The 13,151-nt window shown below is 70.6% G+C and carries 9 protein-coding genes; 3 read left to right on the top strand and 6 right to left on the bottom strand.

Features of this window, described 5'->3' with window-relative positions; translation table 11 throughout:
• Nucleotides 1-9: 9 nt before the first annotated feature.
• The 4 genes from JO379_RS04385 to JO379_RS33865 all read right to left on the bottom strand — a co-directional run bounded on the left by JO379_RS04385 (nt 10) and on the right by JO379_RS33865 (nt 6,912).
• On the bottom strand, nt 10-1,425 hold the full coding sequence (locus JO379_RS04385) for an FAD-dependent oxidoreductase (protein ID WP_130880747.1): 1,416 nt from the start codon (nt 1,423-1,425) through the stop codon (nt 10-12).
• A gap of 224 nt (nt 1,426-1,649) precedes the next feature.
• Nucleotides 1,650-3,677 (bottom strand): WD40 repeat domain-containing serine/threonine protein kinase, encoded by a 2,028-nt coding sequence (locus tag JO379_RS04380; protein ID WP_209513977.1) that lies wholly within the window; start codon nt 3,675-3,677, stop codon nt 1,650-1,652.
• A 60-nt stretch (nt 3,678-3,737) separates the two neighbouring features.
• Complete coding sequence (locus JO379_RS04375) at nt 3,738-5,747, bottom strand: WD40 repeat domain-containing serine/threonine protein kinase (RefSeq protein ID WP_281066571.1); 2,010 nt, start codon at nt 5,745-5,747, stop codon at nt 3,738-3,740.
• Nucleotides 5,748-5,940: 193 nt separating this feature from the next.
• The gene (locus JO379_RS33865; protein ID WP_209513973.1) at nt 5,941-6,912 is read right to left on the bottom strand and encodes a LuxR C-terminal-related transcriptional regulator; all 972 of its coding nucleotides are present in this window, start codon (nt 6,910-6,912) and stop codon (nt 5,941-5,943) included.
• Between the two features lie 197 nt (nt 6,913-7,109).
• On the opposite strand from JO379_RS33865, the gene JO379_RS04365 reads away from it, so the two are divergent.
• From JO379_RS04365 to JO379_RS33090, 3 genes are all read left to right on the top strand, one after another.
• Nucleotides 7,110-8,201, top strand: coding sequence for an alpha/beta hydrolase (locus JO379_RS04365; protein ID WP_130880751.1), 1,092 nt, complete (start codon nt 7,110-7,112; stop codon nt 8,199-8,201).
• Nucleotides 8,202-8,234: 33 nt separating this feature from the next.
• Entirely contained in the window at nt 8,235-9,086 is an 852-nt protein-coding gene (locus tag JO379_RS04360; RefSeq protein WP_207304016.1) for a chymotrypsin family serine protease, read from the top strand.
• Nucleotides 9,087-9,159: 73 nt separating this feature from the next.
• Nucleotides 9,160-10,308 (top strand): trypsin-like serine peptidase, encoded by a 1,149-nt coding sequence (locus JO379_RS33090; protein WP_130880752.1) that lies wholly within the window; start codon nt 9,160-9,162, stop codon nt 10,306-10,308.
• Nucleotides 10,309-10,376: 68 nt separating this feature from the next.
• On the opposite strand, the gene JO379_RS04350 is transcribed toward JO379_RS33090, so the two are convergent.
• A complete protein-coding gene (locus JO379_RS04350; protein ID WP_130880753.1) occupies nt 10,377-11,471 on the bottom strand; it encodes a PP2C family protein-serine/threonine phosphatase in 1,095 nt (364 codons plus the stop codon).
• Nucleotides 11,472-11,545: 74 nt separating this feature from the next.
• The gene (locus tag JO379_RS04345; RefSeq protein ID WP_130880754.1) at nt 11,546-12,952 is read right to left on the bottom strand and encodes a DUF2252 domain-containing protein; all 1,407 of its coding nucleotides are present in this window, start codon (nt 12,950-12,952) and stop codon (nt 11,546-11,548) included.
• Nucleotides 12,953-13,151: the final 199 nt, after the last annotated feature.

Here is a 13,151-nt window from a genome sequence, read left to right as displayed (position 1 = left end):
CGCACGTCCTCAGCGAAGTCGGTCCGATGTGTTGCCGGGCGCTGTCGGCGCCGGGCGGGCCTGCGGCACGGACCACCCCGCGCGCCGGGGGAGCAGGGTCCGGAGCGCGGTGCGGGGTGCGAACAGGCTCGTTGGGGGGCGCAACGAATGGAGAACCTCGAGAAAGACCAGATGGACCCGGGGATCACGGGTGCCGGCGGCCTGTACCCGGCTCATATAGCGGGAAGCCAGGCGCTGGGACCGGGTGGGCGGTGTGCCGTCGGTGCCGGGCAGCAGATTGTCGGCTGTCGCGGCCATGTCCCAGAAGGTGCCGGTGAGAGCGCTCAGTCGGCGGTGGTACCGGTCGGAGAGGCCGGGGAGCCCGTCGGGGCCGGACAGGCACTCACCGAGCAGGACGGCGCCCAGGGCGGCCGCGGTCATGCCCTGCCCGTAGACGGGGTTGAAGCAGCACAGGGCGTCGCCGGTGAGCAGCAGATTGCCCGGTTGCCGTGCCCCGGGGCGGATCAGCCGACGGCGGTTGCTGGTCGCGTGGCTGCCCGAGATGCCGGTCAGCGGCTCGGCGTGGGCTATCGCCTCCGCGATGAGCGGATCGGCCAGGCCGCGGGCGTAGGGCAGGAAGTCCTCTTCGCGGGTGGTGGGACGGTCCGCGCCGCTGCCGCTCAGGGTGACGATCCACCGTCCGCCTTCCAGGGGGGCCAGGACACCGCTGCGGAGCGGGCCGGGCGGGCCGCCCTGGATGTAGCACGAGCGCCACGGCGCCCGGTGGTCCTCCGGTATGCGGTAGAGGCGGCTCGCGTAGCCGAGGTGGGGGTCGATGACTTCCTGCGGCGGGGGTGTGCAGCCGAGTTCCTTCAGCCAGTGGTCCACGGCGGAACCCCGGCCGGTCGCGTCGACGACGAGGTCGGCGGGCAGGGACGCCGGGGCGTCGTCGGGGTGTCCGCGGGTTTCCACCCGTACGCCGGTGACGGCTGTCGCGTCCCCGACCAGGCCCGTGACCCGGGTCCCCTCGCGGAAGGTGATGTTGGGCGCGGTACGCACCATGCGCCGGACCGTCCATTCCACCAGGGGACGGCCGGCGCACACGAAGCCCAGCCCCGAGGGGAAGACCGCCGCCCAGCCGTGCGGGTTGCGCATCGCGAGATCCCAGGCCAGGTCCAGCAAGGGGGCGCCCGCCCCGGTCAGTTCGTCCGTGAACCCCGGCAGCAGCCCCTCGATGGTCCGCAGGCCGCGTACCCCCAGGCCGTGCACATGGGTGGACTGCGGCACACCGCGCCGGGGCTCGGGCCCTTCCGGTAATCGGTCCTGCTCCACGACCACGACGTGGGCGACGTGGTCGGCGAGGACCCGTGCCGTCAGCAGCCCGGCGATTCCCCCTCCGACCACCACCGCTCGGGAGTTCTCGAGAGCCGTGTTCCGGGATTTCATGATGCCCCTGAGGTTCGGCGTATGCGGTGAAACACGGAGAAGCCAGGCGGAGGCTGTTTCACGGCTCTTGGCGGTTCATGGGTGTGTTCAGCGATGGATATCGCGTTCAGGTGCAGGGATCATGACCTGCTGATCACTTGCGTCACAAGAGCAACACCAAGTCAGCTAGGGGATTTCCCAGACGCCCGGAACGGCCGTCGGCGTGGCCCGGATCCGCCGGCGTCTCAGGGGAGCTTCCAGAGACGGACGGTGTCATGGGTGGAGTAGCTGGTGCCGCCGTTGAGGCCCGCCGCGAGGGTCTTTCCGTCCGGGCTGAACGCCACCGCTGCGATGGAGTTGTGGCTGGTGAAGGTGGTGGTGACCGTTGCGGTGGCCGTGTCCCACAGCCGGACGGTGCCGCCCTGGTCGGCGCTGGCCAGCGTCCGGCCGCCCGGGTGGAACGCGAGCGCCTGGATCCGGGCCTTGTGGCCCTTGAGGGTGACGACGTCCTGGCGGGAGCTGGTGTTCCACAGCCGCACGGTGTCGTCCAGCTGCGCGATGGCCAGGATCTGGCCGTCCGGGCTGAACAACGCCTCGCGTGAGGTCGTGCCCTCGTCCAGCGCCGCCAGGGTCCGGCCGCCCGGCATCTGCCGCACCTGAAGGGGATATCCGCTGATCAGCAGCTTGCCGTCCGGGCTGAAGGCCGTCGGCCCGCTCGTTGAGTCCTCGTGGACATCGAGGGTGCGACCGGAGACCACGTCCCACACGTACAGGCCCTTGGAGGTGCTCGCGGCCAGCGTCCTGCCGTCCGGGCTGAGGCTCATGGCGGAGACGAAGCCGTCCTGGAGCCGGTAGGACGTGATGCCGGTGAAGGTGCCGACGGTGCGGCCGGTGGCCACGTCCCACAGCAGGACCTTGTTCTTCTCCGCCCTGACCAGGAGCTTGACGTCCCGGCTGAACGCGTTGGGCTGGAGGTACTCGGCCACGCCGATGCGCGTGGTCGTGCTGCGCCCCGTGGCCAGGTCCCAGCGCCAGATCGTGCCCTCACCGCCGGCCGTGACGAGCGACGTGCCGTCCGGCGCGAAGGCGAGGGCGTGCACGCTCACGGGACCCTTGAGGGTGACCTCCTTCGCGCCTGCGCTCTGCGGCGAAGCGGAGGCGGGGGAGCTCGGGTCGTCGCCGTCTTCGCGGCGCAGGAGGACGGGGACGGTGACCGCTGTCGCCGCGGCGACAGCCAGACCGCCGACGATGAACGCACGCCGCGACACCCTGCCCGTTCCCGGTACGGTCGGGCCGGATTCCGCGGACGCCACCGGAGCCGGGCCCCGGGCTCCGACGGCGTACGGCTGCGCCCCGGCACCCGCGTCCGCTGCCCCGTCCCTCGGTGCCACCGGCTCGGGCCGTGTCCGCTCCGCCGGGGCCAGGACCACCGTCTGCTCCGGCCGGGGCGGGTGGACGGCCGCCTCGCCCCCGCGGGCGCCCGCGAACCGGGCGGGGAGACCGGCGACAGCCGGGCGGTCGGCGGGGTCCTTCGCCAGACAGGAGACCAGCAGGCGCCGGAGCTCGCCGTCGAGACCCCCGAGCACGGGCGGCTCGTCCAGGATCCGTTGGACGACGGCCAGGAGGGTGGGCGCGTCGAACGGGCTGCGGCCGGTGGCGGCGAAGGCCAGGACCGAGCCGAGCGCGAACACGTCGCTGGCGGGCCCGGCCCGGTCGGCGCGGATCTGCTCCGGCGACATGTAGGCGTACGTGCCGACGATCGCACCCGTGGCGGTGAGTGAACTGGCGTCCACGGCACGGGCGATGCCGAAGTCGATGATGCGGGGACCGTCCTCGGCCATGATGACGTTGCCGGGCTTGAGGTCGCGGTGGACGAGGCCGCAGCGGTGGATCGCGGTGAGCCCTTCGGCGAGCCCGGCGCCGAGGCGGAGCACGGCGTCGGCAGCCAGCGGGCCGCGCTCGACGACGACCTGCCGCAGCGTCGGCCCCGGAATGAACGCGGTGACCAGCCAGGGGGATTCGGCGTCGGGGTCGGCGTCGACGACCTGGGCGGTGTGGAAGCCGCCCACCTGCCGTGCGGCGTCCACCTCCCGGGCGAAGCGGGTCCGGAACTGCGGGGTGGCTGCCAGCTCCGCCCGGATCAGCTTCACCGCGACCTTGCGGCCGCCCGGTGACGTACCGAGGTAGACCTGCCCCATGCCGCCCGCACCCAGCCGGCCGTCCAGCCGGTACGGGCCGACCCACTGGGGATCATCGGGCCACAACGCGTCCATGCATACCGTCCGTGAGAGAGTCCGTGGGAGAGACTGTGAGAGAGGGGGGCTCGCGGCGAGCTAGCGAAGCTTCCAGAGCTGGACCGAGGTGTCGGACTCCTTGCTCACGCCCGCGAGATTGAGACTGGCCGCCAGAGTCGAGCCGTCCGGGCTGAACGCCAGTGCCGAGACGGAGGTGGTGAGGTTGGAGTCCGGCATCGTGCCCGTCAGGGTCGAGGCGACGCGCCCGGTGGACAGATCCCAGAGGCTGATGGTCTTGCCGGTGATGTCACGGGCCTCGGGCTCGCGGTTGCCGCCGGCGCCCGCGATCACCGCTCTGCCCGGGCGGTACGCCGCCGTGAGGACGTACGAGTGGCGGTCGGTGAGCGTCGCGGTGGGGCGCCCCGTGGACAGGTCCCACAGCCGGACGCCGGGACCGGCACCGGCGATGGTCCTGCCGTCCGGGCTGAACACCACCGAGGAGAAATTCTTCTCCGCGTCGGCGGTGAAGGTCTTCAGCAGGCGGCCGGTGTCGGCGGCCCAGAGCCGGACCGTGCCGTGTCTGCCGGTGTCGGCGGCCACACTGGCCACGGTCTTGCCGTCCGGGCCGAACGCGACATGGTTCATGCTGCCGGTGTGTCCGGTGAGGGTGGCACGGGAGCGGCCGGTGGCCGGATCCACGATCTCGACCCGGCTGCCGACACCCACGGCGAGGGCCGTGCCGTCCGGGCTGAACGCCAGACAGTTCACGCTGTCGAACTCGCCGTCGTACGAGGCGGCGACGTCCAGCGGTGCGCCGGTGCGCAGGTCCCAGCGCCGCAGGGTCTTGTCGAAGCCGCCGGTGAACAGCGCCTGGCTGTCCGGGGTGTAGGCCACCGACATGACGTTCGAGGTGTGCCCCTTGTACGTCGTGATCGCACGACCGGTGGCGGCGTCCCACAGTCGCAGCGTGTTGTCGTAACCGCCGCTGGCGAGTGTTCTGCCGTCCGGGCCGAAGGCAAGACAGTCGATGGAGCCGGTGTGGCCGGCGAGGCGCGCGACCGGTTTGGTGGGATCCGGGGCGGAGGAAGGGGCGGCACTCGAAGCGGACTTCGATGCCGACTTCTTCTTCCCGGACTTCGGCCGGAAGATGTACGCGGGGACGGCGACGGCGGTCGCGGCGGCCGCTCCCCCGAGCAGCAGGGCGCGCCGGGGGAGTGGCTTGGCGGACACGGCGGGCGGGACGGCGGGCGGTGTGCCGGGTACCGGGGGCACGGCGCGGGCCAGGACACCGGGCGGGCTGCCCGGGCCGACGACCGAGAGCCGGGCCAGGACGTCCGCGGTGGACGGGCGGTCGGCGGGAGCCTTGGCCAGGCACGCGGTGACCAGCGCGTACAGGCTGCCGTCGAGGCCGTCGAGCCGGGGCGGTTCGCTGGTGACCCGGTGGATGATGGCCGGCACGGTCGTCGCGTCGAACGGGCTGCGCCCGGTGGCGGCGAAGGCAAGGACCGAGCCGAGCGCGAACACATCACCGGCAGGCGTGACCGGATCGGCCCGGATCTGCTCCGGCGACATGTAGGCATAGGTGCCGATGACCGCACCGGTGTGGGTCATCGTCTCGGCACCCGGGGCGTGGACGATGCCGAAGTCGATGATGCGGGGACCGTCCTCGGCCATGATGACGTTGCCGGGCTTGAGGTCACGGTGGATCAGGCCGCAGCGGTGGATGGCGGCGAGCCCTTCGGCGAGTCCCGCGCCGAGACGGAGTACGGCCTGCGGGGCGAGCGGACCGTCGTCGGTGACGACCTGCTGCAGGGTGGGGCCGGGGATGAACGCGGTGACCAGCCAGGGGGATTCGGCGTCGGGGTCGGCGTCGACGACCTGGGCGGTGTGGAAGCCGCCCACCTGCCGTGCGGCGTCCACCTCCCGGGCGAAGCGGGCCCGGAACTGCGGGGTGGCCGCCAGCTCCGGTCGGATCACCTTCACCGCGACCTTCCGGTCGGCCGGCGACACACCGAGGTAGACCTGACCCATGCCACCCGCGCCCAGCCGGCCGTCCAGCCGATACGGGCCAATACGCCGAGGATCTCCGGGGCGTAGAGGCTCGACCATGCGCTACTCGAATCTGCCGGGGAACACGGGCGGTATCACGCACGGAATTGAACCACGACCTGACACACCCAGGCGATGAGGCCGATGTCTCACCCACCTCGGCTCAGCCGGACTTCACGACAGTGGTCGCATCAGGCCGTACTCCCCGAGCCGGGGCTGTCTGCTGTGGCTGCGCCACCTGTGAGCGGTGCCCTCAGAGCCAGCCGCGCCGTGCCGCCTGGACCCCCGCCTGAAACCGGGTGGTGGCGCCCAGCCTCGCCAGGAGGGCGGAGACGCGGCGCACGACGGTGCGCCGGCCCACGCCCAGGTGCCTGGCGATCGCGTCGTCGGTGGCACCGCTGGCCATGAGCGTGAGGATCTGACGGTCCCGGGCGTCGATCTGCGTGCCGATGCCCGCCGCAGATATAGGAACGGCAAGTCTCCACAGGGACTCGAACACGTTGGACAGCGCCTGGAACAGCCCCGACGGACGTATCAGCAGGGAGACGACACCGGGGTGGTCGTCGGCGGCGAGGGTGACCACCGCCAGATCGTCGTCGCCGATGGCGAGCTTCATGGGCGGATCGTCCAGGGTCCGTGCCTGTTCCCCGGCCTCGATCATGCGCGCCATGTTGGGCCACGCGATGGGGTCGTCGAAGGCGGAGCCGTGATAGATGCTGCGGTAGACGACACCGGCGGCCATGCGCTCGCGCTGCAGCACTTCCTGAGCGAGGTAGTAGTCGGACGTCCCGGAGTACGGAGGTACGTCGATGACCCGGATCTGGTCGCGCGCCGACTGCTGAAGCTGCCGGCTGACCGACAGGACGCGCGCGGGGTCCTCGACGACTTCCAGCGCGCCGTAGTGACCGGCATCCCGCCTGGCGAAACGGTAGAGCCGCTCCAGTTCCGTCCCGGCCTGACGCAGCGATGTCCGCACGGCGGCATCGCGCTGCAACAGCGCCTCGACGACCTCCGAGGGCGGTAACGCCTCCCAGAAGGACTCCCCGGCCCCGGAATCCGTCGTCACGACGATGTCCTCGGCGGCGAGTTCCTTCAGCACCGCCTGGACGACGGCCTCGCCCAGCCCGGCCCGGGCCGCCAACTGGTCCACGGACACCCGCGGATGCCCGACCAGGCACCGATAGACCCGTCCACGGTCGGAGTCCGGGTCCAGCACGTCGTGCACGACATCTCCTTCGCCGTAACGGGAGCCGGCCCGACCGGCCCCCGGAGCCCACGGCGCGGGTGGCGCACCTGGGCCGTTGGCGCAGGTGCGCCACCCGCACACTATGGCGTTACCCAGAGTGCTGCGGTGAGATTTCCGGTGTCCGGCTGAACACCAGTCCCATGGCACCCAGCCCCCGCCCAGTCCGAGGACAACTGATGAGATCAGTCCTGCCCACCCGGCTCCTGCGCGTGAAGGCAGCAGTCGCCACCCTGGCCACCGCCCTCCTTCTGTTGGGCGCACCGCCCGCGCACGCCGAGGCCGCGTCGGGCCCGCCGAAGATGGCCGACGGCTTCGGTCTGACCCAGGCCGGCAGTGCCACCGGCACGGCCACCAACTTCGTGGTCACGGTGAAAACGCTCCAGGTCGCCGGATCGCACCGCATCCGGATCCTGCTGCCCGGCGACTACGAGGCCAATCCCACCAAGCGTTACCCGGTGTTGTACTTCCTGCACGGCGCGTCCGACGACCCGGGCAACCCGAACCTGGCCTACCCCGCCCTGGCCGCGGCCAAGTCAATGATCACGGTCATCCCGGACGGAGGCCTGCGGGGCTGGTACAACAACTGGCTGGACCAGGGCACCGCCGCCGGTGCGCAGAACTGGGAGAACTTCCACATCAACCAGGTGATCCCGTTCATCGACGCCAACCTGCGCACCACCGCGACGAAGAAGGGGCGGGCCGTCGCCGGCCTGTCGATGGGCGGCTTCGGCGCACTGCACTACGCCCAGCGCCACCCCGACCTCTTCAGCCAGGTCGCCACACTCTCCGGCGCCAATGAGTTCTCGCGCAACCACGCCGTCATGCGCGCCGCCGTCGTCGCCACGCTGACCAATATCGGCGCCCCGCTCTGCGGCACCTCCAGCCCCACCTGCTCGCTCAATTTCGGGCCCACGGTCTCCAGCGACGCGGTCTTCGGCACGCCCTATCCGGTGTTCAACGCCGACTGGCGCTGGAACGAGGCGGATCCCGTCGCGCACATGGACGTCCTGGCCCGGGCCGGCATGGGCGTCACGATCTACACGGGCAACGGCGGCGGCAACCCCGCCGAGCCCGAGTTCTGGGTCCAGTCGGCATCCCAGCACGCCAAGGAGCGTCTGGACGCCCTCAAGTACCCCGTGCACTACGTGGACTACGGCAACGGCTCGGGCTGGGGCGAGAGCTGCAACGGCGGCCACAACTACGGCTGTTGGGCACAGGATCTCGTGGACTTCGTGCCGCGGCTCGAAGCGGCATTCGCGTCCGCCTGACCTTCCGTTCCCCGACAGACAGGGTGCCACGCAATGATCAAGAGACTGTGCACGTTCTTGCTGAGCCTGACGGTCGTCTGGACCTTGGGCGTCGGTGCCGCCCAGGCAGCCCAGGGCGAGGAGGGCAAGCGCGTACACAACGGGATGCAGATCATCTTCAGCACGTCGATGCCCGACGCCTTCTGCACGGTCGGCGCGGTGGGCACGGACAAGTACGCGCACAAGATAGCCATTTCGGCGGGTCACTGCCTCAGTGACCCCTCGGGCCAGTACGCGGACCGGGAGATCCCCGACAACGTCGCTCCCGTCTACGACCGGGCGGACACCGGATTCGGCCCGATCGGGCACGTGCGCTACTTCAAGGACCCCGAGGGTTCGCAGACCGGGCACGTGACCAAGGACTACATGATCATCGAGCTGGTCCCGCAGGTGACGCTCTCCTCGCAGGGGCCGTACCTGAAGCAGACGGGCATGGTGCAGGTCCCCGGCGGATCCGTCAGCCCGAACGCCCTGAACCCCGCACTCGACAACGAGCGACTGCTCGCCTCCGGCGGCAACGAGCTCATCACGTCGGGCCAGACGGGCGTGTGGTACGGCACCATCATGGAGAACACACTCGGCGTCTACCGGTCGTCGGCCGTGAACATGAAGGGCGACTCGGGCGGGCCGGCCATCTGGCGCGTCCCCGGGAGCGAACTCCCCTCCCAGGCCAACGGCTTCAAGGCCTCCGGCCCTTGGGCGGGCATCACCAAGGGGATCACCCTGGCACTGCCGCCCTTCCTGTACACCAGCTCGGCGAACATCCTCGCCGACCTGCGCGCCCGGGACGCCGCCGCCCCCGCGGGCGTCTTCGGAGCCGGGTTCACGGTGACTGCCAACCCGTAAGGGCGGGCGCTGAAGGCCGCTGCCGGAACGTTCCCCACTCTTCGTCACCGACGTCGGACATCCCGTCCGTCCCGTGAACACCCTCAAGGAGGAGAACGCCTTGCCCATCGGAAAGCTGGCGAGACGCACGAGAACCACCGTGCTCGGCGTGATCGGACTGGTGGCCGCTCTGCTCACCGCCGCGCCCCCGGCGCGAGCCGATGTCCCCGCGTTCGAGCTGACCCCGATGGTCCCGGCCGGTGCCGACTATCAGCAGAAGCTCCGGTCCGAGGTGGAGTTCTGGACCCTCGAGAAGATGGCCGCCACCGGCCTCAACCACGAGGACCAGGACGCGACCGCGCCCCCCGGGGGCTGGGACGACCTCAGCAAGCCGTGGCCGCGGAAGGCCGGGCTGGTCTCGCGCACCGCCGGCAAGTTCTTCATCCAGAACAAGGACGTGGTCACCGGCGCCGTCTCGACGACGTCGTGCTCCGGCAACGTGGTGAACAGCGGCAATCAGAGCGTCGTCATGACCGCCGCCCACTGTCTGCGCATCCACACCCCGATCAATGTCGGCTTCGGCAACACCATGATCACCAATATGGTGTTCGTGCCGGGATTCAACGGCGCGAGCCTGGAGCGCCACACCTCCAGCACGGCACTTCCCGGCAAGGACATCGCCCCGTACGGGGTCTGGGGCGTGACCCGCGAGTGGATCACCAAGACCTGGAGCCAGAGCGCGGACTGGCTGCTGGGCCACGACATGGCCGCGGTCCTGGTGGACAACCCCGATGACCCGCGGCCGATCGGCCAGGTCACCGGTGGCCAGCAGATCGGTTTCAACCAGCCGCAGAACCAGAACAACCACGTCTTCGGCTACCCGACCATCAATGAACGCAACTACTACCGTCCCGGCAATGTGTCCCGGCAGCTGCAGCGGACCTTCGACGGCCGGAGCCTCATGACCGCCCAGGGCACCACCCGCAACGACCCGGTCTACTACAGCGATGTGATGCGCGGCGCGCTGTCGCCGGGAACCAGCGGCGGCCCCCTGTTGCAGAACTTCGACCCCACCACCGGTGAGGGCATCCAGGTCGGCGTCTTCTCCCGCTACGACGACCCCGGCCAGATCATCGGCCTCTTCGGCTGGGTACAGGGCCCCAACCTGAGCTCCACCCACCTCGGTGACGAGGAAAAGGCCGTCTACAACGCCGCCCAGTCGGCGAGCCCGGCGGGCAGCTGATCGCCGACGGGCACACGAGCGACCACCGGGCGCCGGCTTCGCCTGTGCCGACGCCCGGTGGTTTTGGCCTACGCGCCCTTGTGCAGGTGCACGGCGAGAGCGGCGATGTCGTCGTCAAGGCCTCTGCTGCTGTAGTGGAGGAGGTCACGGTGGAGCCCGTCGAGCAGTTCGCGGGGGCGTGCCGGGGCCTGCCGGCTCATCCAGTCGGTCAGGGGGAAGAACTCGCCGTTGCGGGCGCGGGCCTCGGTGACGCCGTCGGTGTAGAGGAGCAGCTGGTCACCGCGCGCGAAGGGGAAGGTGTCGATGCTGTAGTGATCGCCGATCAGGTCCGCGAGGTTGAGAAGCGGTGAGGGAGAGGTGGGATCCAGGATCCGGAGCCCCTCCCGGTTCAGGACCAGCGGCGGCGGATGCCCGCAGTTGAGAATTCTGATGAGGTCGCCCTCGTGCGGAATCTCGACGAGAACGGCGGTGGTGAAGCGCTCCATCAGGTCCTCAGGAGGAAACGCGGTGCTGTAACGGCTGCTGCTGGCCTCCAGCCGGCGTGCGATGCCACCCAGGTCGGGCTCGTCGTAGGCCGACTCCCGGAAGGAGTTGACCACCGCCGCGGCCGCGCCCACCGCCGGCAGTCCCTTGCCCCGCACATCGCCGATCAGCAACCGGACCCCGAACGGCGTGTCGGCCACCTCGTAGAAATCGCCGCCGATACGGGCCTCCGCGGCTGCCGCGAGATACAGCGACTCGATCTCGATGTCCCCGAAGCGGCGCGGCATCGGGCTCAGGACCACCTGCTGCGCCGCGTCGGCGACGAGCCGGACCTGGAAGAGGGACTGCTCCCGCTGGAGCCGGACATGGCTTCCGTACGCCGCCGCCACCGTGACCGCGACAATGCCCGCCACCGTGTACCAGGCACCCAGGCCGGGGAACACGAGGCTGAGGCCGATCATCAGCAGAAAGCAGACCGTCCCCAGCAGCACGGTGGGCAGCACGGGCCACATGGCGGCCGCGAGAGCGGGGGCCGCGGGCAGGATACGGCTGAAGGCCATGTCCGGGGGCGTGGAGTACGCGAGGCCGGCGATGACCACGGTCAGGAGCACCGGGGACAGCTGGACAAAGGACCACCGGCCGTTGGAACGGCGGAGTCGCGACTGTCCAGGCTTGACCATGATACATAGCATATCCGCACAAAGTGGACATTTCGCATGTTTCGTCCCGGTTCCTACCCGTCCGGGGGCGGGGCTCAGCCGGTCTCGGCTGTGATCCGGCCGGTGCGAACGGCGTCGGTGAGGGCCTGGAAGTCGCGCTCGTTCTGGTCGGCGTAGGCTTCGGCGAATTCGGCCAGCGCCCGGTCGAAGACGTCACCGCCGCCCAGATAGGCGGCGATCGCGATCCGGTCCCCGGAGCGGGCGTGGGCGCGTGCCAGCGTGGCGCCGCACAGGCCCGCGAAGAACCTCAGCTCGCTGGGCCTCATCGTCTCGGGCCGCGCGATGCCCTTCCAGTCGCGCAGCTGGCGGATGTAGAAGTCACGCTGCTGTCCGTCGACACCCGTGACCCGGTCCCAGCCGAGGAAGATATCGCTCGCGGCCTGCATCAATCGCTGTCCGGCGACAACGCGCCGGCCCTGGTTGTCGTACGCGCTCCGCCCGGCGTGCGGGGCGAGGACCGAGGCAGCGGCTTCCTTGGCCTGCAGGAGCAGCGGGTCCCCGTCGTCCCTGCCGAGCATGAGCACGACCCAACAGCGGGTGCCGACACTGCCGACCCCGACCACCTTCCGGGCGATGTCGACCATCCGGAACTGTCCGAGGAGGTGCCGGCGGTCGGAGGTGAGACTGGCGCCGTACCGCTCGATGACCTCACGGAGCTCCCTTTCGAACCCCGCACGCCCGGCTTCGGAGAGCAGGTCTCTCAGCGGGACGAGGAGCGGTGGATCGGAGGCGATCCGCCGACTGCCGTCCGCGACCGTGGTGAGCTTCTCGAAGGCCTGCAGATTGTCCCTGGTCCGGGCCGTGTCCAGCGCGCGGGAGAGGCGTCGGCGGGAGCTCTTGGCCAACCGGCCGCCGAGGAGGGCACTGAGCTTCTCGGTGTCCGCCTGCGCGTACCAGACGTCGAGGTTGCGCATCCCGGCGAACCCCCGCATCGACTCCCGGTACGCCCGGACGGCTTCGCGGACGACCCCGGCGCGCTGTCCGGCCGAGAAGTCGTTGGCCCGGGCCGCGATCACGAGGCTGGCCGCGAGCCGTTTGACGTCCCATTCCCACGGTCCGGGCAGGGTCTCGTCGAAGTCGTTGATATCGAAGACCAGGCGCCGTTCGGGGGAGGCGAGCAGACGGAAGTTCAGCAGGTGCGCGTCCCCGCACAGCTGGGTCGTGATGCCGGTGTGGCCCAGCGCCCCCAGGTCCTGAGCCATGATCGCGGCCGCGCCGCGGTAGAAGCGGAACGGTGATTCGAGCATTCTTCCGTAGCGGATCGGTACGAGTTCCGGGACCCGGTCGGCGGACTGCCGCTCGATGACCTCCACGGGGTCCGGCCGGTCGTCCCGACGCGCGAACGCGGCGTGGCCGGACCGCGGCACCGTGCCGCGGGCCGCTCTGCCACGCGCCGCCCGCTCCTCCGGGGTCGGGTGGCGATGCGGGGTCGTCGCGGTCATCACCAGGCCTCCTCGCTCTCGCGCGGGTCCGCCGGTCCGGCAGCCGATGCCTCGTCGGGACGTTCCTTCCCGCATGTTCCGGGTGGGACGACGGCGTCGCATCACCCGGAGCGGGTGAGCCTCCACCCGGCTCGTCACCCCTCCGACGAGCCCGGGGACCCCTCGCGTGGCAGCCGCCGGGAGGAGCAGGCACCATGGA

This window comes from Streptomyces syringium (genome assembly GCF_017876625.1).
In the GTDB taxonomy this organism is placed as follows: domain Bacteria; phylum Actinomycetota; class Actinomycetes; order Streptomycetales; family Streptomycetaceae; genus Streptomyces; species Streptomyces syringius.
This window is presented reverse-complemented; position numbering and strand designations above follow the sequence as displayed.

Bases quoted from the DNA above. Each gene is read 5' to 3' on its own strand.
- JO379_RS04385 (WP_130880747.1), bottom strand. From the start codon at position 1,425: ATGAAATCCCGGAACACGGCTCTCGAGAACTCCCGAGCGGTGGTGGTC.
- JO379_RS04380 (WP_209513977.1), bottom strand. From the start codon at position 3,677: ATGGACGCGTTGTGGCCCGATGATCCCCAGTGGGTCGGCCCGTACCGG.
- JO379_RS04375 (WP_281066571.1), bottom strand. From the start codon at position 5,747: ATGGTCGAGCCTCTACGCCCCGGAGATCCTCGGCGTATTGGCCCGTAT.
- JO379_RS04365 (WP_130880751.1), top strand. From the start codon at position 7,110: ATGAGATCAGTCCTGCCCACCCGGCTCCTGCGCGTGAAGGCAGCAGTC.
- JO379_RS04360 (WP_207304016.1), top strand. From the start codon at position 8,235: ATGATCAAGAGACTGTGCACGTTCTTGCTGAGCCTGACGGTCGTCTGG.
- JO379_RS04350 (WP_130880753.1), bottom strand. From the start codon at position 11,471: ATGGTCAAGCCTGGACAGTCGCGACTCCGCCGTTCCAACGGCCGGTGG.
- JO379_RS04345 (WP_130880754.1), bottom strand. From the start codon at position 12,952: ATGACCGCGACGACCCCGCATCGCCACCCGACCCCGGAGGAGCGGGCG.